This is a genomic window from Pseudomonas sp. HY7a-MNA-CIBAN-0227 (genome assembly GCF_040310325.1).
Taxonomy (GTDB): domain Bacteria; phylum Pseudomonadota; class Gammaproteobacteria; order Pseudomonadales; family Pseudomonadaceae; genus Aquipseudomonas.
Genome location: NZ_JBEOPT010000004.1, coordinates 82,453 through 104,308, shown reverse-complemented (window position 1 = coordinate 104,308; position 21,856 = coordinate 82,453). Strand labels below are relative to the sequence as shown.

Sequence of the window (21,856 nt, the reverse complement as noted above, 5' to 3'; positions counted from 1 at the left end):
CGCGGGAACGATCAGTTATCAACTGAGCACTACCGTTTACTCAGCGGTAGACGGCTTCTCCCACAAGTTAATCCCGCCTTCCTGGGCAAACCGATCAATTTGCGCCAGCTCATCCGCCGTGAAGCTCAAGTTCTTCAACGCCCCGACGTTTTCAATGATCTGCTCTGGCCGGCTCGCACCAATCAAGGCGCTGGTCACCCGAGGGTCGCGCAAGGTCCAGGCCAAGGCCAACTGCGCCAGGCTTTGCCCACGACGCTTGGCGATCTCATTGAGGGCGCGCACGTGGGCGATGTTGGCATCCGACAGGTGCGAAGCCTGCAATGAACCGCCCCCCGGACGATTCACCCGCGCATCGGCCGGTACGCCATTGAGGTATTTGTCGGTCAGCAGCCCCTGGGCCAGCGGCGTGAAGGCAATTACCCCGGCGCCAAGTTCGTCGGTGGTGTCCAACAGGTCCTTTTCCACCCAACGGTTGAGCAGGTTGTAGGCCGGCTGGTGGATCAGCAGCGGGACTTTCCACTCTTTGAGTAGCGCCGCCATTTCCCGGGTTTTTGCCCCTGAATAGGATGAGATGCCAATGTACAGCGCCTTGCCTTGTTGCACGGCAGTGGCGAGGGCGCTGGCCGTTTCTTCCAGCGGGGTGTCAGCATCGAAGCGGTGGGAATAGAAGATATCCACGTACTCGACGCCCAGGCGTTGCAGGCTCTGGTCCAGGCTCGCCAACACGTATTTGCGCGAACCGCCGCCCTGGCCGTAAGGGCCGGGCCACATATCCCAGCCGGCCTTGCTGGAGATGATCAGTTCATCGCGGTAGTGCTTGAAGTCTTCGCGCAGTAGGCGACCGAAATTGATCTCGGCGCTGCCGTAGGGCGGGCCATAGTTGTTGGCCAGGTCGAAGTGGTTGATACCCAGGTCGAATGCCGTACGCAGCAAGGCGCGCTGGGTATCGATGGGGGTGCTGTCGCCAAAGTTGTGCCACAACCCCAGGGACAGTGCTGGCAGCACGAGCCCGCTGCGGCCCACGCGGCGATAGGGAATAGATTCATAGCGGTTTTCGGCAGCAATGTAAGTCATCGAATCCTCTCTGGTCAGGGCATATAAGGCGCAGGAATAACGATATTCCCAGGCCTTTTAAGGGCAGCTGAATCGCTTAAGTGCACCCATCCTTTCTACAGCAAAGGCCTATCAGGGTGGTACGACGAAGCTCACATAGAGGCGGTTTTCATACTTCTCGGTAGCCGTTCTCGGACGCCGCCTCGTTCTGCTCGACCGCTGCTACGCTAACGTCTGCCTTCAGGGATGTAGAGATATCGATCATGCACACCACACTCGTCATCACCTTCGGCCTGGCCCTGCTGGCGCTGATGCTGTTGATCGGCCAAAAACTGGGCGTCAGCCGGCACATGCTGGCTTACAGCTTCGTCGGGATTTGGTTGGTTTTATCGGTGGTCAACGGCGCGATAGGCGTGATCACCGCCGGCCAGCCCCTGGTGTCGGAGTTGGTGATCGGCAGTGTGGTGTTCGGTACGCCATTGGTGGCACTGGCCCTGTTCATCAGGGCCTGAGCTTCAACGAACCATGTGCAGGAACTGCATGTGGCGCTCGTACTGGTCGAGGATGTCGTTGATGATCTGCTCCTTGGTGTAGCCCACCAGGTCGTAATCCTGGCTGCCCTCACTCAAGTGCACTTCCGCCCGGTAGTAGCGGCGGTTGTTGATCTCCTTGGAAGCCATACCACCCCGGGCAAACGACGGCGTGAAATAGCCGCGCATCTGCACCTGATAGACAAACGGCTGCTGCTCGCCGTGACCGATTTCCAGGCTGACGCTGTCGTTGGCAGGGTCGGGCTGGGTGACTACGTTCAGGCCTTTTTCGACAAACACCGCAGTCACTTCTTCGATAGCCGGACGCACTGTGGTTTCGAGGAAGCGGTACACCTCATCCCGTGAAGGGAAGTGCACGGCCTGGCTCAAACGCTGACGCCAACCGCCACGACCCTTGCGTGAGCCCGACACCGGAGCCAGGGAATGCATCTGCGCAATCTGCTTCTGGGATTCGAGGTAGAAAGCCTTGTGCAGCCCCCACATCATCAGCAAAAGGATCATCGAGAACGGCAACGAAGTCAGCACTACCGCTGACTTCAGCGAATCGATACTGCCGGCAAACAGCAAGGCGCTGGTCACCAGCGCAGTCATCGCGCCCCAGAACACCCGTAACCATTTCGGCCCGTCTTCATCGGCGGTTCCACCTTTGGAGGACAGAGTGGACAGCACCACAGTGCCGGAGTCGGCAGAGGTGACGAAGAACACAAAGCTGATAAACACCGTGACCGCGATGACCGTCTTGCTCCACGGGTAGGTTTCCAGCAGCAGGTAGAGGCTCATCGACGGGTCATCGATGGCCGACTGCCCCAGCGCGGTCAGGCCATGGTTGAGCACTTGGTCGATGGCGCTGTTGCCGAAGATCGACATCCAGGCCAGGGTGAAGCCCAGCGGGATCAACAGCACGCCGAAGACGAATTCGCGGATGGTGCGGCCCCGGGAAATACGCGCGATAAACAGGCCCACAAACGGCGACCATGCGATCCACCAGGCCCAATAGAACACAGTCCAGCCACCCAACCAGTCGCTGGGTTTATCGTAGGCGTAGAGGTCGAAACTCTTGGTCGGCAAGGCGCCGAGGTAGTCGCCGATATTCTGGATCAGGGTGTTGAGCAGGTGCTGGGTGGGCCCGGCGAACAGCACGAACAGCAGCAGCGCGCAGGCCAGCAGCATATTGATATCGGACATCACCCGCACGCCCTTGTCGACACCGGAGACGGCCACCAGGATCGCCGCGCCCATCATCAAAGTGATGATGCCGACTTGAATCCATTGGGTGTGGGCCACGCCGAACAGGTAATCGAGCCCGGAGTTGAGGTGCAATACGCCAAAGCCCATGTCGGCACCCAGGCCGAACACCGTGGCGATGATGCCAAAGCCATCCACCGCATAGCCGATGGGGCCGTTGATACGTTTGCCGATCAGCGGGTACAGAGCCGAACGCAACGCCAGCGGCAGGTTATGCCGATAGGCAAAATACGCCAGGGCCATGCCGACGAAGGCAAATACACCCCAGCCATGCAGACCCCAGTGCAGAAACAGTATCTGCATGGCCTGGCGCGCGGCGTCTGCGTTCAGGGCCTCGCCCTGGGGCGGTTGCACCAAGTGGGTCAACGGCTCAGAGACGCAGAAGAAAAACAGCGTGATGCTGATCCCGGCGGCGAACAGCATGCCGGCCCAGGACAGGTAACTGAATTCGGGCTCGTCGTGGTCGGCACCGAGCTTGATCTTGCCGTAACCAGATAGAGCGGTGACCACCACGAAGACCAGATAGAGGGTCATCGCCAGCATGTAGTACCAGCCGACCGTATTGGCCGCCCAGTTTTGTGCGGCCAGCAGCCAGGCGCCAGCTTGTTCGGGGATAGCGATAACGGTCAGGCCGAACAGCAAAATGAAACTCGCGGCGAAGTAAAACACCGGCGGATTCATGCGGATCAGACCGCTGGAAGGTGTGGGCGATGCACTCATGAAGGGCGCACCTCAGGGGTGTTGGATGTGGTTGTAAAAAGCGGACTCAGCAAAGGCAAGCCTCCTGTTGTGAGCGGGCAGCGAACCACCGGTTTAACTTGAACGAACAGTCAAGTTAAACATGAATAGGTGTTTTGGGACTAATCGCAAGGCCAGGCAGTCGTGCGTTCTTACGATAGTTCAACGAAAGGTATGACGCATTGGGATGACAAAACGTTCAGCAGAAACTTGGAACTGATCGCTCCCACGTTCTGCGTGGGAGCGATCATTAAATAAACCTACTTCTGCGCCCCATCATCATGCTGCAAATTCGCCTGGGTCAGGTTGGCCCCCGCCGGCACGCTGCGGGTCAGCCAGACGTTGCCGCCGATGGTCGAGCCCTTGCCGATGGTGATCCGGCCCAGAATCGTCGCCCCGGCGTAGATCACCACGTCGTCCTCGACAATCGGGTGGCGCGGATGACCTTTCTGCAACTGCCCGTCCTCATCGGCCGGGAAGCGCTTGGCCCCGAGGGTTACGGCCTGGTAGATGCGTACCCGCTCGCCAATGATCGCCGTCTCGCCAATCACCACACCCGTCCCGTGGTCGATAAAGAAGCTCGGACCGATCTGCGCGCCGGGGTGGATGTCGATGCCGGTGGCCGAGTGGGCGATTTCCGCACTGATCCGTGCCAGCAGCGGCAAGCCGGCGCGGTACAGATGATGAGCCAGGCGATGGTGGATCACCGCCAGAATCCCCGGATAGCACAACAGCACTTCGTCGACGCTGCGGGCGGCCGGGTCGCCGTGGTAGGCGGCCAGCACATCGGTGTCCAACAGGCTGCGCAGAGCCGGCAGCGCCAGGGCAAAATCCTGGATCAACCGGATGGCGGTAGCATCGATTTCGCGGTCTTGTTGACCGCCTTGTCGTGCGGCATAGCGTAACTCCAGGCGGGCCTGGGCGAGCAAGGCGTTCAACGCCACATCGAGGGTATGACCGACGTAGAAATCTTCACTTTCCTCGCGCAGGTCCACCGGCCCCAAACGCATGGGGAACAGTGCTCCGCACAGCGCTTCAAGAATCTGCGCCACAGCGTCCCGCGACGGCAGTTCACGCCCGCCCTGCTCGCCGCTGACCCGGCCATTGTGGGTGCGCCACTGGTCCCGGGCGCTGCGCAACTGGCTGACGATGGTCTGTAATTGCCAATGACTGGAACGCTCGCTCATGGTGGAACCTTCGGTAGTGGGAAGCTGCAAGCAAGTACCCGCCTGCTTTTACTTGTAGCTGGAAGCTTGCCGCTTGAAGCTGAAATGACCGCTACCTTACGACATGCCACAGGGTCCGCCTTAAGAACTAATCATGCCGAGCACATAACCAACCGACATAAGCGATTGGCAGTTGCCCGATGAAAAGTGCCTGCCTATAGTCGCTGCATCTTTTATCTCCCGTGCGTAGCCATGATCAAACAACAGCTCGACCGTTTTAATCGTCTGGAACTGCTGGGCGGCGCCACTGCCCTGGAAAAACTCGATCGGTTATCGGCCTGGCTGGGCCGCGATATCTACGTCAAGCGCGACGACACCACGCCACTGGCCATGGGCGGCAACAAGCTGCGCAAACTCGAATACCTAGCAGCCGATGCCCTGGCCCAAGGCGCCGATACCCTGATCACCGCCGGCGCCATCCAGTCCAACCATGTGCGCCAAACCGCTGCCTTGGCGGCCAAGCTGGGCCTGGGCTGCGTCGCCCTGCTGGAAAACCCCACCGGCACCAAAGACCCCAACTACCTGGGCAACGGCAACCGTCTGTTGCTGGAGCTGTTCGACGCCAAAGTTGAATTGGTGGAGAACCTGGACAATGCCGACGAACAACTGCGCGCCCTCGCCGAGCGCCTGCGCAGCAACGGCAAGAAACCGTATCAGGTGCCCATCGGCGGCTCCAATGCCATCGGTGCCCTGGGCTACGTGCGCGCAGGGCTGGAGCTGGCCAGGCAGATCGAAGACAGCGGCATCACCTTTGCCGCCGTGGTGCTCGCCTCGGGCAGCGCCGGCACCCATAGCGGGCTGGCCCTGGCCTTGAGTGAAGCGCTGCCGGATTTGCCGGTGATCGGTGTGACCGTGTCGCGCACCGATGAGGCCCAGCGGCCCAAGGTGCAAGGCTTGGCCGAACGGACTGCCGAGTTGCTCGGTGTCGAGATTCCCGCCAGCTTCAAGGTGATCCTCTGGGACGAATACTTCGCCCCCCGCTACGGCGAGCCAAATGCCGGCACCCTGGCGGCGATCAAGCTGCTGGCCAGCCAGGAAGGCCTGTTGCTGGACCCGGTCTACACTGGCAAGGCCATGGCCGGGTTGCTGGATGGCATTGGCCGCCAGCGCTTTGAGGACGGCCCAATTATCTTCCTGCACACCGGCGGCGCTCCGGCGTTATTTGCTTATGATTCGCTGTTCTGAACAATTCCGTCTTTTATTCCAAAAAAGAATAACGGCCGTAATTTATATTATTTTCAAGTCTTAAAAACTCAATTTATAGTCCCGCCAAAAGCGAACGTGTTGCGAGACGCACACGCCGCTTTAAGGCAGGATACGACTACTGCTGTCACCTGCTTCGCTCAACATAAAAAACACAGGGGCTTGTTCATGACTATTTCTGTATTCCGTCGCACGTTACTGGTTGGCACATTGGGGCTGGCCCTAGGGGCTGGGTTGCTGGGCCAGGCGGTTGCTGGCGAGCAGTTGGACAACATCAAGAAGGCCGGTGTGATCAAGGTCGGCCTGGAAGGCACCTACCCACCGTTCAGCTTCGTCGATGAAAGCGGCAAGCTCACGGGTTTTGAGGCCGAGTTCTCCCAAGCCCTCGCCAAGGAGCTGGGGGTCGAGGTCAAGTTACAAGCCACCCCATGGGACGGCATCCTCGCAGCGCTGGAATCCAAGCGCCTGGACGCAGTAATCAACCAGGTGACCATCTCTGAAGAGCGCAAGAAGAAGTACGACTTCTCCGAGCCCTACACCGTTTCCGGTATTCAAGCGCTGACCCTGAAAAAGAATGAAGGCACCATCAAGACCGTTGCCGACCTGGCTGGCAAGAAAGTCGGTGTAGGCCTGGGGACCAACTACGAGCAATGGCTCAAGGACAACGCGCCGAAAGCCATCATCAAGACCTATAACGATGATCCGACTAAATACCAGGACCTGCGTATCGGTCGTATCGACGCGATTCTGGTAGACCGTCTGGCCGCTCTTGAACTGTCGAAAAAAGCCCCGGACACCGCCGCCGCTGGCGAACCCTTCTCTCGCCAGGAAGCCGGCGTAGCCCTGCGCAAAGGCGAACCTGAATTGCTCGCCGCCGTTAACAAGGCCATCGACAAACTGCGCGCTGACGGCACCTTGAAAAAGCTGTCCGAGAAATACTTCAACGCTGACGTCACTCAATAATGGAAGCAGGTTTCCAACTCGCGCTGGACTCCGCGCCCTTTCTGCTCAAGGGCGCGTACTACACGGTGATTCTTAGCCTGGGCGGGATGTTTTTTGGCTCCCTGCTGGGGTTCGCCCTGGCCTTGATGCGCCTGTCGCGCTTCAAGCTACTGAGCTGGATCGCCCGGGTCTATGTGTCGTTCTTTCGCGGCACGCCGCTGCTGGTGCAGCTGTTCCTGATCTATTACGGCTTACCGCAAGTGGGCATCGAGCTGGACCCGATACCGGCGGCAATGATCGGCTTCTCGCTGAACATGGCCGCTTATGCCTGTGAAATCCTGCGTGCCGCGATCGGTTCCATCGAGCGTGGCCAGTGGGAAGCAGCAGCCAGTATCGGCATGACCCGCGCGCAGACCTTGCGTCGGGCCATCCTGCCGCAGGCCATGCGAACAGCCTTGCCGCCCCTGGGCAACAGCTTTATTTCGCTGGTCAAGGACACTGCCCTGGCCGCGACCATCCAGGTGCCCGAGCTGTTTCGCCAGGCGCAACTGGTCTCTGCACGCACCTTCGAAATTTTCACCATGTATCTGTCGGCCGCCTTGATCTACTGGGTACTCGCAAGTGTCCTGGCACACCTGCAGAATCGCCTGGAAGCACGGGTCAACCGGCATGACCTGGAGTCTTGAAGCATGATCGTGGTTGAAAAACTGACCAAACAATTCAAGGGTCAGGTGGTGCTTGACGGTATCGACCTTGAGGTCAAGGAGGGCGAAGTCGTCGCCATCATCGGCCCCAGCGGTTCCGGCAAGACCACCTTCCTGCGCTGCCTGAATTTTCTCGAAGAACCCACCAGCGGCCGGATCAAGGTCGGGGATATCCAGATCGACGGCAGCCGCCCCCTCAACCAGCAACAGAGCCTGGTGCGGCGCCTGCGCCAGCACGTGGGCTTTGTGTTCCAGAACTTCAACCTGTTCCCTCACCGCACGGCGCTGGAAAACGTCATCGAAGGCCCGGTGGTGGTTAAGAAGATGCCACGGGCAGCCGCTGATGCCCTAGGTCGCAAGCTGATGGCCAGGGTTGGCCTGGCGGGCAAGGAAGACGCCTACCCTCGGCGCCTGTCCGGTGGCCAGCAGCAACGGGTAGCGATTGCCCGGGCCCTGGCGATGGAACCGGAAGTGATCCTGTTCGACGAACCGACCTCGGCCCTGGACCCTGAGTTGGTGGGCGAAGTACTGGCGACCATTCGCAGCCTGGCCGAAGAAAAACGCACCATGGTCATCGTCACCCACGAGATGAGCTTTGCTCGCGACGTGGCCAACCGGGTAATCTTTTTCGACAAGGGCGTAATCGTCGAGCAAGGCGAAGCCAAGGCACTGTTTGCCAACCCCAAGGAAGAGCGCACCCGGCAGTTTCTCAGCAAGTTTATCAATAACTAACCTGCGCCAATCCATTGTAAGAAACTTCGCTTTATAGAGTTGCCGAAAGGCAACTCACCAGCCCTCTTATCTAACGCCCAGAGGACTGGATCCTATTCTGGCTCTTCATTAAATCGTTCCTTTCAGACTATGCCGCTCGCCTGCGCTTAACGTTCGGAGCGATTGCTGCTGTCTGCATCAAGGAGATTATTGATGAAGCCCATTTCAACCCCCTCCATGCTGCCCGGGCTCGCCGTGTGAACCGGGATGGCAGACCTTCTATGCATATTCCTAAAAGTTAGTTTATTTAAAAAATAAACACGCTTAGGGTATATGCACCGGACCACCGGACATTCCTGATTTTTTTGTTTTTCAACGGATGTGAGGTAGGTATGGTCAAAATCACCCCGGTGCGTAACGCCAGGGCATTGCGTGCAGCCATGGAGTGGCACACAGATGTCTAACTTGGCACAAGCTCCCCTCCAGAGTGATCTGGACATTGCCCCGCTGTTGTTGCCCACCAAGGTACTGCGCAACGACGCCGAGGCCCTCGACGCTGCACACGAGCTTGCCCAGGCTGCCCGCCTGCAAGCAGCACGGCGCGATCAACAACGCAAATTGCCCTGGGCCGAAATCGAGCAATTCACCCGCAGCGGCCTGGGCAGTATTTCTATCCCCCGTGAATACGGCGGCCCGCAGGTGTCCTTTGTGACCCTGGCCGAAGTCTTCGCGATTATCAGTGCCGCAGATCCGGCCCTGGGGCAAATCCCGCAGAACCAATTCGGCATCCTGTACTTGCTGCAAGGCACCGCTAACGAGCGGCAGAAAAAACAATTGTTCCAGAGCGTGCTGGACGGCTGGCGCATTGGCAACGGGGGCCCGGAGCGCGGTACCAAAAACACCCTGGACCTCAAGGCCCGGATCACCGCCGGGGGTGACGGGTTTGTCATCAGCGGCCAGAAGTTTTACTCCACTGGTGCGCTGTACGCCCACTGGGTGGCGATCAAGGCATTGAATGATGACGGCCAGCAGGTCATGGCGTTTGTGCGCCGTGGCACCCCGGGGCTGCGTATCGTCGACGACTGGTCGGGCTTCGGCCAGCGCACCACGGCCAGCGGCACGGTGTTGCTGAACAACGTGCCGGTGGACGCCGAACTGGTGGTAGACAACTGGAGGCTGGGGCAGACCCCGAACATTCAGGGCGCCGTGTCGCAATTGATCCAGGCGGCCATCGACGCCGGTATCGCCCGTGGTGCCCTCGACGACACCATCAGCTTCGTACGTGAACGCTCACGCCCGTGGATCGACGCCAAGGTCGAACGGGCCAGCGATGACCCTTACGTGATCGCCGACATCGGCAAACTGAAAATCGAACTGCACGCCGCCGAAGCGCTGCTGCGTAAGGCCGGCCAGGTGTTGGACCAAGTCAGCGCTGCGCCGATCACCGCGCAATCTGCTGCCAGGGCTTCGATTGCCGTGGCCGAAGCCAAGGTGCTGACCACTGAAATTTCTTTATTGGCCAGCGAAAAGCTGTTCGAACTGGCCGGCAGCCGCGCCACCCTCGCCGAGTTCAACCTCGACCGCCATTGGCGCAATGCACGGGTGCACACGCTGCACGACCCGGTGCGCTGGAAATACCACGCGGTAGGCGCTTATCACCTCAACGGCACCTTGCCGGCCCGACACTCCTGGATTTAACCGACCAGAACACTTTCTCGACCAAGCTTCTGGAGAACAAAAATGACTTTCTCTCACCACGTCGCGGTCATCACCAGCGATGAACAAGCCCTTATTGTTGCCAGCGACCTGGCCGAAGACTTCCGTCGCGACAGCGCCCTGCGCGACCGCGAACGCCGCCTGCCCCTGGCTGAACTGGACGTGTTTTCCCGCTCCGGCCTGTGGGGCATCAGCGTGCCCAAGGAGTACGGCGGTGCTGGCGTTTCCAACGTCACCCTGGCCAAGGTTACGGCGCTGATCGCCCAAGCCGACGCGTCCTTGGGGCAGATCCCGCAGAACCATTTCTATGCGTTGGAAGTATTACGGGTCAACGGCAACCCTGAGCAGCAAAAACGCTTGTATGCCGAAGTATTGGCCGGCCAGCGCTTCGGTAATGCCCTCGCGGAACTGGGCACCAAGACCGCCCATGACCGGGTGACAAAACTGACCCGCGACGGCGACGGCTACCGCATTACCGGCCGCAAGTTTTACTCAACCGGTGCCCTCTACGCCCAGCGTATTCCCACCTCCGTAGTGGACGAAAACGGCATCCAGCAACTGGCCTTTGTCCCTAGCGACAGCCAGGGCCTGACGGTGATCGACGACTGGAGCGGCTTCGGCCAGCGCACCACCGGCAGTGGTTCGGTGGTATTCGACAACGTATGGGTGGCCGCCGCCGATGTGATCCCGTTTCAAAGTGCCTTCGAACGCCCGACCCCGGTTGGCCCGCTGGCGCAGATCCTTCACGCTGCCATCGACACTGGCATCGCCCGCGCCGCCTTCGAAGATGCCCTGCACTTCGTGCGCACCAAGACCCGGCCATGGATTGACTCCGGCAACGACAAGGCCACCGAAGACCCGCTGACCCTGAAAAGCTTCGGCCACCTGAGCATTCGCCTGCACGCTACCGAAGCCCTGCTGGAGCGCGCGGGCGTTTTCCTCGACCGTGCCCAGGCCCAGACCAATGCCCAGACCGTCGCCGCCGCGTCCATTGCTGTCGCTGAAGTGCGCGCGCTAAGTACCGAGATTTCCCTGGCCGCCGGCAGCACCCTGTTTGAACTGGCCGGCAGCCAGGCGACCCTGGCCGAACATGGCCTGGACCGTCACTGGCGCAACGCCCGGGTGCACACCCTGCACGACCCGGTGCGCTGGAAGTACCACGCGGTGGGTAACTATTACCTCAACGATGAAAACCCGCCGCTGCGGGGGACTATTTGATGAGCAAAAAGAAAATCCTGCTCAATGCCTTCAACATGAACTGCATCGGGCACATCAACCACGGCCTGTGGACTCATCCGCGGGATACTTCGACCCAGTACAAGACGGTCGAATACTGGACCGAACTGGCGCAACTGCTGGAGCGCGGATTGTTCGATGGGCTGTTTATCGCCGATATCGTTGGTGTGTATGACGTCTACCAAGACTCGGTGGATGTGCCGCTCAAGGAGTCGATCCAATTGCCGGTCAACGACCCGCTGCTGCTGGTCTCGGCCATGGCCGCCGTCACCAAAAACCTCGGCTTCGGCCTGACCGCCAACCTCACCTACGAGCCGCCGTATCTGTTCGCCCGGCGCATGTCCACGCTCGATCACCTGAGCCGTGGCCGGGTGGGCTGGAACATTGTCACTGGCTACCTGGACAGCGCCGCCAAGGCCATGGGCCTCACCGAGCAAGTCGAACATGACCGCCGCTACGACCAGGCCGACGAGTACCTGCAGGTGCTCTACAAACTCTGGGAAGGCAGTTGGGAAGACGGCGCGGTGCTCAACGATCCGCAAGCACGGGTCTACGCCCAGCCGGACAAAGTGCACAAGGTCGAGCACCACGGCGAGTTCTATCAGGTGGAGGGTTATCACCTTTGCGAGCCATCGCCGCAGCGTACGCCAGTGCTGTTCCAGGCCGGCAGTTCGGATCGCGGCCTGCTGTTCGCCGGGCGCCATGCCGAGTGCGTGTTTATCAGCGGGCAGAGCAAGGCGGCGACCAAGGTCCAGGTGGACAAGGTACGCGCCAGCGCCGTCGAGGCAGGACGCAACCCGGACGACATCAAGGTGTTCATGGGCCTGAACGTGATCGTCGGCGCCACTGAAGAACTGGCCTGGGCCAAGCACGCCGAGTACCTGAGCTACGCCAGCGCCGAAGCCGGTGTGGCGCATTTTTCCGCGTCCACGGCGATCGATTTTTCCCAATACGCACTGGATGAACCGATCCAGTACGTGAAAAGCAACGCCATCCAGTCGGCCACCAAAACCCTACAAAACAATGACTGGACTCGGCGCAAGTTGCTGGAGCAACACGCCCTCGGTGGCCGCTACATCACCCTGGTGGGCTCGCCGGAGCAAGTGGCCGATGAGCTGGAATCCTGGATCAGCGAAACCGGCCTGGATGGCTTCAACCTGACGCGTATTGTCACGCCGGAAAGCTATGTGGACTTTATCGATCTGGTGGTTCCCGAGTTGCAGCGACGCGGGTCGTACAAGACGGCTTACGAGCAGGGGACCCTTCGGGAAAAAGTCTTCCATGGTTCGGCTCATTTACCCGAGCAGCACACCGGGTCTACCTACCGCCATTGATCGTTCCCACGCGCGAGGGAACGATCTACATATTGCTCAACCAAATTTTTATGACTGGAAATCCATTATGAAAAAAGCACTCCTCACCCACCCAGTCAAAGCACTGGCGCTCGCCCTCGGCCTGTTCAGCGCGGCAGTATTCGCCACCGACGCACCGCTGAAAGTAGGCACCACCGCCGCCTTTGCCATCCCCCTGGAAGCCGCCGTCGAAGAGGCTGGCAAACAGGGCCTGAAAGTCGAACTGGTGGAGTTCACCGACTGGATCGCGCCCAACGTCAGCCTGGCTGCCGGGGATATCGACGTGAATTACTTCCAGCACATCCCGTTCCTGGAAAACGCCAAGGCCGCCGCCGGTTTTGACCTGGTACCGTTCGCGCCGGGGATCATCAACAACGTTGGCCTCTACTCGAAGAAATACAAAAGCTTCGATGAACTGCCGCAAGGCGCGACCGTGGCGATTGCCAATGACCCGATCAACAGCGGTCGGGGCCTGCAACTGCTGGCCAAGGCCGGCTTGATCACCCTCAAGCCGGGCGTGGGCTACAAGGCCACTGAAGAAGACATCATCGCCAACCCCAAGAAGCTGAAAGTCCTGCAGGTGGAAGCCGTGCAACTGGTGCGCGCTTATGACGACGCCGATTTGGTGCAGGGCTACCCGGCTTACATTCGCCTGGCCAAGACCTTCGATGCCGAGTCCGCGCTGCTGTTCGACGGTCTCGACCACAAGGAGTATGTGATCCAGTTTGTGATTCAGCCGAAAAGCAAAACCGACCCGCGCCTGATCAAGTTCGTCGACATCTACCAACACTCGCCAGCCGTACGCGCCGCCCTGGATAAAGCCCATGGCAAGCTCTACCAAGCCGGCTGGGAAGGCTGAACATGAGCGCCGCCAACGCCCCATTGCGCGCCCTGGACACGACACTGCGGGACGCTGAGCAAACCGAACTGCACCCCGAGCTGAATCGGGCCCATGTGCGCTTTATCAACCTGGGCAAGACCTACGACGGTCAACCAGTGCCGGCGCTGCAAGGCATCGATCTGGCGATTCAGCGCGGTGAGGTGTTCGGTATCATTGGCCGCAGCGGCGCCGGCAAGTCGTCGCTGATCCGCACCATCAACCGCCTGGAGCAACCGAGCAGCGGTCGGGTGTTGATCGATCAGATAGACATCGGTGACTTCGACGAAGACCGCCTGGTGGCGCTGCGCCGACGCATCGGCATGATCTTCCAGCACTTCAATCTGATGTCAGCCAAGACCGTGTGGCAGAACGTCGAGCTGCCGCTCAAAGTCGCTGGAGTACCCAAGGAACAGCGACAGCAAAAGGTCCGTCAATTACTTGAGTTGGTGGGCCTGCAGGACAAGCACAACGCCTACCCGGCGCAGTTGTCCGGCGGGCAAAAACAGCGCGTGGGCATTGCCCGTTCGCTGGTGCATGACCCGCAGATTCTGTTGTGCGACGAGGCCACTTCGGCGCTGGACCCGGAGACGACTCAGTCGATCCTCGGCCTGCTGCGCGAGATCAACAAACGCCTGGGCCTGACCATCGTGTTGATCACCCATGAAATGGCCGTGATTCGCGAAATCTGCGACCGGGTCGTGGTGCTCGAACACGGCAAGGTCGTCGAACAAGGCCCAGTGTGGGAAGTGTTCGGCAACCCGCAGCACGAGGTCAGCAAAACCCTGTTGGCGCCGCTACAACATGGGTTGCCGGAAGAACTGCAAAACCGTTTGCAGCCCAAGCCGGTGTCGGCGGACGCGGCCGTCGTGTTGCGTTTGCAATTTACTGGCAGTGCCCAGGACGAGCCGGACCTGGCAGCGCTGTTCAGTGCTCTCGGCGGGCGCGTGCGCTTGCTACAAGGCGGGGTTGAACGGATTCAGGGCCATGCGCTGGGGCAGTTGCTGCTGGCGGTCACGGGCTCGTCCCTGGGCGCCGAAGAATTGCGCAGCCGCGCCACGCGCTGGGCACAACAGGTGGAGGTGCTGGGCTATGTGGTTTGACCGGTTATTGCAGGGTGCCATCGACACATTGTTGATGGTCGGTGTGTCATCGCTGATCGCGTTGCTGGTGGGTATCCCGCTGGCGGTGTTTCTGGTCACCAGTGACAAGGGCGGCATCTACCAGGCCCCGGCGCTGAACCGGGTGCTGGGGGCGTTCGTCAATCTGTTCCGTTCCATTCCGTTTCTGATTTTGATGGTGGCGCTGATTCCCTTTACCCGGTTGATCGTCGGCACCACCTACGGCGTATGGGCCGCCGTGGTGCCGCTGACCATCGCCGCGACGCCGTTCTTCGCGCGCATCGCCGAGGTCAGCCTGCGAGAAGTCGATCACGGGCTGATCGAAGCGGCGCAAGCGATGGGCTGCCGGCGCTGGCATATCGTCTGGCATGTGCTGTTGCCTGAGGCGCTGCCGGGGATTGTTGGCGGCTTCACCATCACCCTGGTGACCATGATCAACTCGTCGGCCATGGCCGGAGCGATTGGCGCCGGGGGTCTGGGGGATATTGCCTATCGCTATGGGTATCAGCGATTTGACAGCCAGATCATGCTGACGGTGATTGTGCTGCTGGTGATTCTGGTGGCGGTGATTCAGTTGGGTGGGGATCGGCTGGCTCGGGTGCTCAACAAGCGCTGAGAGGGCGGTGGCTTTATTGGAGCTGCCGCACAGCCCCTCGCCACAGCAAGCCCGCTCGTCACAAGGTATAGTCGGCCCCTCTCTTTGCCCGGTGCCGCTCGCCATGAAACTCGCCCCCGACGACCTCGACCAAATCACTTCCACCACCCTGGGCCATTACAACAAGGTGGCCGAGGACTTCCGCGAGGGCACCCGCGACCATGATGTGAGCCAGAACATCGACGCGCTGTTGCGGCACATCCAGGCTGATGCGCCGTTTACCGTGCTGGATTTCGGATGCGGGCCGGGGCGGGACTTGCAGACGTTTACCCGCATGGGCCATATCGCCGTCGGGCTGGACGGCTCGGAACGCCTTGCACAGATGGCCCGCGAAGACAGCAGCTGCGAAGTGTTGCAACAGGACTTCCTGAAACTCGACTTGCCTGCCGCTCGTTTTGACGGGATCTTCGCCAATGCGGTGCTGTTTCATATTCCCAAGCAGGAATTACCGCGCATTCTCAAGCAGCTCCATGGTGCATTGAAACCGGGTGGGGTGTTGTTCAGCTCCAACCCTCGCGGTGAGAACCAGGAGGGCTGGAACGGGCCGCGTTATGGGTCCTATCACGACCTTGACGCTTGGCAAGAGCTGCTGACAACCGCGGGGTTTGTCGAGCTGGAGCATTACTATCGCCCGGCCGGGTTACCCCTGGAGCAGCAACCCTGGCTGGCGAGTGTGTGGCGCAAACACTAAGTCACCCGTAGAGCTGTCGAGCCACGGCGAAGCTGCGTCAGGCGCGCCTCGGTCCTGGACCTGGCTCACTCGGCAGCGCGGCCAACGCAGCCTCGCTAGGGCTCGACAGCTGCTACGGCATAAATCGCAGGTGATTGGCCGGGTATCAACGCCGTCACGCTGCTAGCTGCATAACCCTCTCTCGCCTGCCCGGCAAAATTGGCCACCAGCCGCGTCCCATCGGCAAAGGTAGTCTGCTGCACCTGCCGATCGCCCCACCCCAGCACCGGCGTCTGCATGCCGTGGGCAAACAGGATGCCTTGGGCGGTAGTTGCATTGTCGTCTTCGGAGCCCACCGCCACCTTGAGGGCATTGCCGATCCAGCGGGAGGCTTCAATGTTGCCTTCAGCGTTCTGCGCCTGGGTCATGTTGAGCACAGAGCGGTAGCTGTCGAACAGCATGCCAGTGGCGTAGGCATCAAGGAACCAGGCGTTGAAGCCGGCCTTGGCCTGCACCGCCTTTACCCGCGCCTCCAATAGCGGTCGCACACAACGTGGGGCGGTGTAGTACCCGGACTTCTGGAAACCGGTTTTGAGCTGGCCATTTTTCAAGACAATTGCACAGTCGCGATGGGCCCTGCTGCCCAGGTGCGCGGTGGTCCAGTCCGGATTTTCCTTGGCGGACAGGGCGGTTTCATAAGAGTCATAGGGTGCCATCAAGTAACCTGCATCGACTCCTTGTCCAGCAAACCTTTCAGCTCCCCCGCCAGACCGTCATCGCTACGCAGTATCTTGCGCAGTTGCGACCAGTCGCGCACATCGCCAGGGCCCAGCAGGTCGTTGCCCCACAAGTAGACGTGGCTGGCACCCAGCAACTTCTCGGCCTCCGGCGTCTGCCGCAACTTGTCCGCCAACGGCTCGTAACGCCCCTGTTCAACCAGCCATTGTCGATAGCGCTTGGCACCGGCCAACAGATCGGGCCCTCCCAGGTGCAGGCGCAACGTCATCGGCGCAGAGGGGGCCAGGGCGGTGAACTCATGACGCACTGACAACCCCAGGCGCTTGCCCTCGGCCTGCCAGTGCAGACGATTGTTGTACGGATTAGTCATCAACCAGTTGAGGGTAAACGTGCCGGAATCGACCCCCCATAACGGCAGGCTAAAGTCCTGGGTAATGTTCACATCACCCTGCTCCAGCAGGAAGTTCTGCCAAAGCGTGTTGCCGGCGGGCACGTAATGGCCCTCGGCGAGTGGCCAGATCAAGCCCTTGCCCATGGCGCTGGTCGGTTGTTGGAGGATGTTCAGTTCGCCAGCTTCCCGGGCCGTGATGCTCAGGGCGAGGTCGCGCTGGTCGAGAGTGGCGCTCAGGCGAAAGGCGCCGGCGTCCCATTGCCAACTGGCCTGGTTGGAGGTTTGGATCAGTTGGCTGACCTTGTGGGCGGTGACGCCACTGGAGGCCTGCACGGGATCGTTATCGGCAGGCGTGACGCGCAGAGCCAAGGTGACCGGATCGAGTTCGATGCGCCACAGACTGTTTTCCAGCACGGTGCCAGCGAGGGCCAAGGGTGATCAGACCATCAGGGCATGGCGCAGGCAGTTGGTCATGGCAGGGACCTTCTCAAGTGAGGTCAGGAGGGTAGAACAATTGAATTCCGCTCGGGAAACAGGAGATGTTTGCAGATATTTCCAGGATCATTCCCACGCGCTCGCGTGGGAATGATCAATATTAGCCTTCAGATCTTTCTTTCTTCGGCTCGCGAATCTTGTACCAGGCCACATACAGCGCCGGCAAAAACAGCAGCGTCAGCAAGGTGGCGATGATAATGCCGCCGATCATCGCGTAGGCCATCGGCCCCCAGAACACTTCCCGGGCGATGGGAATCATGCCTAGGCTGGCCGCAGCCGCCGTCAGCAGGATCGGCCGGCGCCGGTGCTCAGTGGCTTCCACCACCGCATCCCACGGCGAGTAGCCGTCGCGCTCGTAGGCATCGATCTGCGTCACCAGGATCACCGAGTTGCGGATGATGATGCCGATCAGCGCAAGAATCCCCAGGATCGCCACAAAACCCATGGGCGTGCCCGTGGGAATCAGCGCCAGCACCACACCAATCAACCCCAGCGGCGCGACGCTGGCCACCAGGAACATTTTCTGCACACTGTGCAGCTGGATCATCAGGAAGGTCGCCATCAAAAACAGCATCAGCGGCACCACCTTGGCAATCGGCCCCTGAGCTTTGCCACTTTCTTCCACGGTGCCGCCGGTGGCGACTTTGTAGCCTACCGGCAAACCGGCGCTGAACTTGTCGATTTCAGGCTTCAGTTGTTTCACCAGATCGGTCGGCTGCACCTCATCGCGCACTGCCGCCTTGATGGTGATGGTCGGCTTGCGATCCCGACGCCACACCAGCGGCTGCTCCAGTTCATAGCGCACGGTGGCAAAGGCCAGCAGCGGAATCGAGGTGCCGTTGGGCGTGACGATCTGCAGGTTCTGCAAGGTTTGCGGCGTACCGCGCTCGGCGTCTTCGGCGCGGCCGACCACGTTGATCAGGTAAATATCATCATGTACCTGCGTCACCGCAGCACCGCTGACCACGCTGTTCATCAACTGCGCCACGTCTTCGGACGACAGCCCCAATTGCCGCGCCTTGTCTTGGGCGATATCAACCCGCAGGACTTTGCCCGGCTCGTTCCAGTCGTAGATGATTTCGCCAAGGTGAGTATTTTTATCGAGCAGGGTAGCCAATTCGATGGCGTGTTTGCGCACTTGGTCGATGTCCTTGCCGGAGACCCGGTACTGGATCGGCCTGCCAACAGGCGGGCCCATTTCCAGCGGCTGGACGAAGCTGCCGACGCCGACAAAATCATCGCGCAGGTGTTTTTGCAGGCGGGTAATCAACGCCCCGCGCTCTTCCAGGCCTTTGCTGACAATCACCAACTGCGCGTAGTACGGGTTCTCCAGTTGCTGGTCCAACGGCAGGTAGAACCGGATCGCGCCCTGGCCGATATAGGTACTCCAGCGGGCAATATCGGGGTCGTCCTTGATGATTGCTTCAAGGCGATCCACGGCCTTACGGGTTTCATTGATCGAGGCGTTTTGCGGCAGGTTGAGGTCGACGAGGATTTCCGGGCGGTCGGACGACGGGAAAAACTGGTTCTGCACAAACTGCATGGAAAACACCGACGCGGCGAACAGCAGCACCGTGATGCCGATGGCCCACCAACGGTTGCGCATGGCCCACAGCATGCCGCCATTGAACGCCCGGCCAACACGCCCTGGCTCGGCGCTGTGGGGTTTGACCTTGCTGCTGAGGATATGCACGCCAATCACCGGCGCGAACAACACGGCGACCACCCACGACACCAGCATCGCGACGGCGATCACCGCGAACAGGGTAAAGGTGTACTCACCGGCGGAGCTGGCGTTGAGGCCGATAGGCACGAACCCGGCCACCGTCACCAGCGTCCCGGTCAGCATCGGAAATGCGGTGGAGGTGTAGGCAAAGGTCGCCGCCTGCTCCTTGGTTTCACCTTTTTCCAGGCGCGTGATCATCATCTCCACGGTGATCATCGCGTCATCCACCAGCAGGCCGAGGGCGATGATCAACGCGCCCAACGACACCCGCTGCATGGTGATACCGCTGTACTCCATGAACACGAAGACCAGCGCCAGCACCAATGGAATCGAGCAGGCCACCACCAGACCAGCACGCACGCCGAGGCTGATAAAACTCACCACCAGCACGATGATCACCGCTTCAAACAGCGCGCTGGTAAAGCCGCCGACGGCCTCCTCCACCACTTCTGCCTGATCGGAGACCTTGTGCACACCGACGCCCACCGGCAAGTCGGCAGTCAGGTCATCCATGCGCTGGTGCAGGGCCTTGCCGAAGTCCTGAATATTGCCGCCCTTTTGCATGGCAATGGCCAGGCCGATGGCCGGCTTGCCGTTGAAACGAAACATCGGCCGCGCTGGGTCGACGTAGCCACGGCTGATGTCGGCAATATCCGCCAGCCGATAGAAACGATCATTGAGCCGCAGGTTGACGTTGGCCAGGTCCTTCTCCGAAGCAAACTGCCCCGAGGTGCGCACCGAAATCCGCTCCGGCCCGGCCTCGATCACCCCAGCCGGCGTCACCGCGTTCTGCGATTGCAGGCTCTGCACCACTTGGCGCTGATCAATGCCCAGGGCCGCGAGTTTGCGGGTGGAGAAATTCAGGTAAATCACTTCGTCCTGCTGGCCGATCATCTCGACCTTGCCCAGCCCCGGTACCGAACGAATCTCGGCGCGTACCTGTTCGACGTAATCGCGCAGTTGGCGCATCGACAGGCCATCGGCGGTAAAGGCATACACCGAGCCGAACACATCCCCGAACTCGTCGTTAAACGAAGGCCCTTGCAGCCCCTGGGGGAAGGTGCCGCGAATGTCGTCGATCTTCTTGCGCACCTGGTACCAGATCTGGGGAATATCCTTGGCGCTGGTGGTGTCGCGCAGGAACACGAACACCGTGGACTCACCAGGGCGGGTGTAGCTTTTCACATAGTCGAGGGAGTCCAGCTCTTCGAGTTTTTTCTCGATGCGGTCGGTGACCTGCTTGAGGGTTTCTTCCTGGGTCGCGCCTGGCCAGCGGGTCTGGATCACCATGGTCTTGATGGTGAAGGACGGGTCTTCCTCGCGGCCCAGATTCATATAGGAGAACACGCCCATCAGCAGCGCGACGAACATCAGGTACCAGACGAAGGACTGATGCTTGAGGGCCCAGTCGGATAAGTTGAAACTCCCTTTCATCGCGGGCTGCCCTCGTCGATTTTGACTTTTTGCCCAGGCTTGAGGCTGTTCACGCCGGCACTCACCACCCGTTCGCCGGGTTTTACGCCGCCGTTGAGCAGTGCGCTGTCAGCGTTGCGGCTGATGAGGGTGACGTCGCGTGGCTGAACGGTCTGGCTTTGCATATCGATGACCCAGATTCGGGTTTTGCCATCGACTTCCTGCAAGGTGCTGAGGGGCAGTTCGATACGCGGAGCGATGGCCGAACTCAAGGTCACGCTGATAGCCGTGCCCAGGCGAAAGGCCGCTGGCGTGTCGGCCAGGGTCAGGCGCGCGCGACGGGTGCGGGTGGCGCTTTGGGCCTGGGGCTCGATTTCGCGCACGGTGGCGGTGGTGCTGACATTCGGGTCCATCTGCCCGGCCACGCGGAACACCACGTCGAGCGGCAAGCGCTCGGCCAGGCCGGCGGGCAGGTCGATCACCGCCTCCTTGATATCGGGACGGGCCAGGGTCACTACTTGTTGACCGGCGCTGACCACTTGGCCGGCCTCGGCATTCCAGGCGGTGACGATGCCGGCATGATCAGTGCGCAATTCGCTGTAGTTGAGCTGGTCCTTGGCCTGATTAACCGAGGCCCTGGCCTGATCGAGGGAGGCCTGGGTGGTTTTCAGGTCAGTCTGGGCGATGTCCAGTTGCGCCTGGGCGCCGACGCCACGGTTGAACAGTTCCTGCTGGCGGCGGGCGTTGGCCTGAGCGTTAATCCATTGTGCCTGGACCCGAGCCTGGTCGCCCTGGGCGGCGCGCAGTTGGTTCTGTTGATCGGTAGGGTCGAGGACGGCCAGCAAGGCACCCTTCTCCACTTGCGCGCCTACGTCGACAGCACGCCGGGCGATGCGGCCGGGAACGCGAAAGCCAAGGTTACTTTCGTAGCGGGCCTGGATGGTGCCGGCGAAGCGGCCGAGGTTTTCCTGATCTTCGGATTTCACCTCAACGGACAGCACCGGGCGTATCGGCTCGGGCGCAGGCTCTTCCTTGGAGCAGGCCATCAGCAGCACGCTGGCGGCGAGTAATACCGTCAGCCGTTTCATGGTTG

The 21,856-nt window shown here is 60.5% G+C and carries 17 protein-coding genes and 1 pseudogene; 12 read left to right on the top strand and 6 right to left on the bottom strand.

Features of this window, described 5'->3' with window-relative positions; genetic code table 11:
* Window positions 1-36: 36 nt before the first annotated feature.
* Window positions 37-1,074, bottom strand: a complete 1,038-nt coding sequence (gene mgrA / locus AAEZ06_RS08550; protein WP_350613874.1) for an L-glyceraldehyde 3-phosphate reductase — start codon at window positions 1,072-1,074, stop codon at window positions 37-39.
* Window positions 1,075-1,316: 242 nt separating this feature from the next.
* On the opposite strand from mgrA, the gene AAEZ06_RS08545 reads away from it, so the two are divergent.
* On the top strand, window positions 1,317-1,565 hold the full coding sequence (locus AAEZ06_RS08545) for a hypothetical protein (RefSeq protein ID WP_149413879.1): 249 nt from the start codon (window positions 1,317-1,319) through the stop codon (window positions 1,563-1,565).
* 3 nt (window positions 1,566-1,568) lie between these two features.
* Here AAEZ06_RS08545 and betT read toward each other — a convergent pair whose 3' ends face one another.
* Window positions 1,569-3,530, bottom strand: a complete 1,962-nt coding sequence (gene betT / locus AAEZ06_RS08540) for a choline transporter BetT (protein WP_178114483.1) — start codon at window positions 3,528-3,530, stop codon at window positions 1,569-1,571.
* Window positions 3,531-3,847: 317 nt separating this feature from the next.
* Entirely contained in the window at window positions 3,848-4,774 is a 927-nt protein-coding gene (epsC, locus tag AAEZ06_RS08535) for a serine O-acetyltransferase EpsC (protein ID WP_149413881.1), read from the bottom strand.
* Window positions 4,775-5,005: 231 nt separating this feature from the next.
* On the opposite strand from epsC, the gene AAEZ06_RS08530 reads away from it, so the two are divergent.
* From AAEZ06_RS08530 to AAEZ06_RS08480, 11 genes are all read left to right on the top strand, one after another.
* Complete coding sequence (locus AAEZ06_RS08530) at window positions 5,006-5,998, top strand: D-cysteine desulfhydrase (protein ID WP_149413882.1); 993 nt, start codon at window positions 5,006-5,008, stop codon at window positions 5,996-5,998.
* Between the two features lie 186 nt (window positions 5,999-6,184).
* Window positions 6,185-6,979 (top strand): cystine ABC transporter substrate-binding protein, encoded by a 795-nt coding sequence (gene tcyJ, locus AAEZ06_RS08525; RefSeq protein ID WP_149413883.1) that lies wholly within the window; start codon window positions 6,185-6,187, stop codon window positions 6,977-6,979.
* Window positions 6,979-7,644, top strand: coding sequence for a cystine ABC transporter permease (gene tcyL, locus AAEZ06_RS08520; protein WP_149413884.1), 666 nt, complete (start codon window positions 6,979-6,981; stop codon window positions 7,642-7,644). The genes tcyJ and tcyL overlap by 1 nt, the downstream gene beginning before the upstream one ends.
* 3 nt (window positions 7,645-7,647) lie before the next feature.
* A complete protein-coding gene (gene tcyN, locus AAEZ06_RS08515; RefSeq protein ID WP_149413885.1) occupies window positions 7,648-8,394 on the top strand; it encodes an L-cystine ABC transporter ATP-binding protein TcyN in 747 nt (248 codons plus the stop codon).
* Between the two features lie 435 nt (window positions 8,395-8,829).
* Window positions 8,830-10,071 carry an SfnB family sulfur acquisition oxidoreductase gene (locus AAEZ06_RS08510; protein ID WP_149413886.1) on the top strand — a complete coding sequence of 414 codons (1,242 nt, stop codon included), beginning with the start codon at window positions 8,830-8,832 and terminating at the stop codon, window positions 10,069-10,071.
* 42 nt (window positions 10,072-10,113) lie between these two features.
* Window positions 10,114-11,307: an SfnB family sulfur acquisition oxidoreductase gene (locus AAEZ06_RS08505; protein WP_350613869.1), complete on the top strand. Its 1,194-nt coding sequence runs from the start codon at window positions 10,114-10,116 to the stop codon at window positions 11,305-11,307.
* The gene (locus AAEZ06_RS08500) at window positions 11,307-12,659 is read left to right on the top strand and encodes an LLM class flavin-dependent oxidoreductase (RefSeq protein WP_350613867.1); all 1,353 of its coding nucleotides are present in this window, start codon (window positions 11,307-11,309) and stop codon (window positions 12,657-12,659) included. The genes AAEZ06_RS08505 and AAEZ06_RS08500 overlap by 1 nt, the downstream gene beginning before the upstream one ends.
* 67 nt (window positions 12,660-12,726) lie before the next feature.
* Complete coding sequence (locus tag AAEZ06_RS08495; protein WP_149413889.1) at window positions 12,727-13,536, top strand: MetQ/NlpA family ABC transporter substrate-binding protein; 810 nt, start codon at window positions 12,727-12,729, stop codon at window positions 13,534-13,536.
* 2 nt (window positions 13,537-13,538) lie between these two features.
* Complete coding sequence (locus tag AAEZ06_RS08490) at window positions 13,539-14,657, top strand: methionine ABC transporter ATP-binding protein (RefSeq protein ID WP_350613865.1); 1,119 nt, start codon at window positions 13,539-13,541, stop codon at window positions 14,655-14,657.
* Entirely contained in the window at window positions 14,647-15,291 is a 645-nt protein-coding gene (locus AAEZ06_RS08485; RefSeq protein ID WP_032856565.1) for a methionine ABC transporter permease, read from the top strand. Before AAEZ06_RS08490 ends, AAEZ06_RS08485 begins: the two co-directional genes overlap by 11 nt.
* A 103-nt stretch (window positions 15,292-15,394) precedes the next feature.
* Window positions 15,395-16,021, top strand: a complete 627-nt coding sequence (locus AAEZ06_RS08480; RefSeq protein ID WP_350613862.1) for a class I SAM-dependent methyltransferase — start codon at window positions 15,395-15,397, stop codon at window positions 16,019-16,021.
* Window positions 16,022-16,254: 233 nt separating this feature from the next.
* On the opposite strand, the pseudogene AAEZ06_RS08475 reads toward AAEZ06_RS08480, so the two are convergent.
* The 3 genes and pseudogenes from AAEZ06_RS08475 to AAEZ06_RS08465 all read right to left on the bottom strand — a co-directional run.
* Window positions 16,255-17,561, bottom strand: a pseudogene (locus AAEZ06_RS08475) (glycoside hydrolase); the annotation flags it as partial.
* 163 nt (window positions 17,562-17,724) lie between these two features.
* Window positions 17,725-20,784, bottom strand: coding sequence for an efflux RND transporter permease subunit (locus AAEZ06_RS08470; protein ID WP_350613860.1), 3,060 nt, complete (start codon window positions 20,782-20,784; stop codon window positions 17,725-17,727).
* On the bottom strand, window positions 20,781-21,851 hold the full coding sequence (locus tag AAEZ06_RS08465) for an efflux RND transporter periplasmic adaptor subunit (protein ID WP_149413907.1): 1,071 nt from the start codon (window positions 21,849-21,851) through the stop codon (window positions 20,781-20,783). The genes AAEZ06_RS08470 and AAEZ06_RS08465 overlap by 4 nt, the downstream gene beginning before the upstream one ends.
* Window positions 21,852-21,856 lie beyond the last annotated feature (5 nt).

Bases quoted from the DNA above. Each gene is read 5' to 3' on its own strand.
- mgrA (WP_350613874.1), bottom strand. From the start codon at position 1,074: ATGACTTACATTGCTGCCGAAAACCGCTATGAATCTATTCCCTATCGC.
- AAEZ06_RS08545 (WP_149413879.1), top strand. From the start codon at position 1,317: ATGCACACCACACTCGTCATCACCTTCGGCCTGGCCCTGCTGGCGCTG.
- betT (WP_178114483.1), bottom strand. From the start codon at position 3,530: ATGAATCCGCCGGTGTTTTACTTCGCCGCGAGTTTCATTTTGCTGTTC.
- epsC (WP_149413881.1), bottom strand. From the start codon at position 4,774: ATGAGCGAGCGTTCCAGTCATTGGCAATTACAGACCATCGTCAGCCAG.
- AAEZ06_RS08530 (WP_149413882.1), top strand. From the start codon at position 5,006: ATGATCAAACAACAGCTCGACCGTTTTAATCGTCTGGAACTGCTGGGC.
- tcyJ (WP_149413883.1), top strand. From the start codon at position 6,185: ATGACTATTTCTGTATTCCGTCGCACGTTACTGGTTGGCACATTGGGG.
- tcyL (WP_149413884.1), top strand. From the start codon at position 6,979: ATGGAAGCAGGTTTCCAACTCGCGCTGGACTCCGCGCCCTTTCTGCTC.
- tcyN (WP_149413885.1), top strand. From the start codon at position 7,648: ATGATCGTGGTTGAAAAACTGACCAAACAATTCAAGGGTCAGGTGGTG.
- AAEZ06_RS08510 (WP_149413886.1), top strand. From the start codon at position 8,830: ATGTCTAACTTGGCACAAGCTCCCCTCCAGAGTGATCTGGACATTGCC.
- AAEZ06_RS08505 (WP_350613869.1), top strand. From the start codon at position 10,114: ATGACTTTCTCTCACCACGTCGCGGTCATCACCAGCGATGAACAAGCC.
- AAEZ06_RS08500 (WP_350613867.1), top strand. From the start codon at position 11,307: ATGAGCAAAAAGAAAATCCTGCTCAATGCCTTCAACATGAACTGCATC.
- AAEZ06_RS08495 (WP_149413889.1), top strand. From the start codon at position 12,727: ATGAAAAAAGCACTCCTCACCCACCCAGTCAAAGCACTGGCGCTCGCC.
- AAEZ06_RS08490 (WP_350613865.1), top strand. From the start codon at position 13,539: ATGAGCGCCGCCAACGCCCCATTGCGCGCCCTGGACACGACACTGCGG.
- AAEZ06_RS08485 (WP_032856565.1), top strand. From the start codon at position 14,647: ATGTGGTTTGACCGGTTATTGCAGGGTGCCATCGACACATTGTTGATG.
- AAEZ06_RS08480 (WP_350613862.1), top strand. From the start codon at position 15,395: ATGAAACTCGCCCCCGACGACCTCGACCAAATCACTTCCACCACCCTG.
- AAEZ06_RS08470 (WP_350613860.1), bottom strand. From the start codon at position 20,784: ATGAAAGGGAGTTTCAACTTATCCGACTGGGCCCTCAAGCATCAGTCC.
- AAEZ06_RS08465 (WP_149413907.1), bottom strand. From the start codon at position 21,851: ATGAAACGGCTGACGGTATTACTCGCCGCCAGCGTGCTGCTGATGGCC.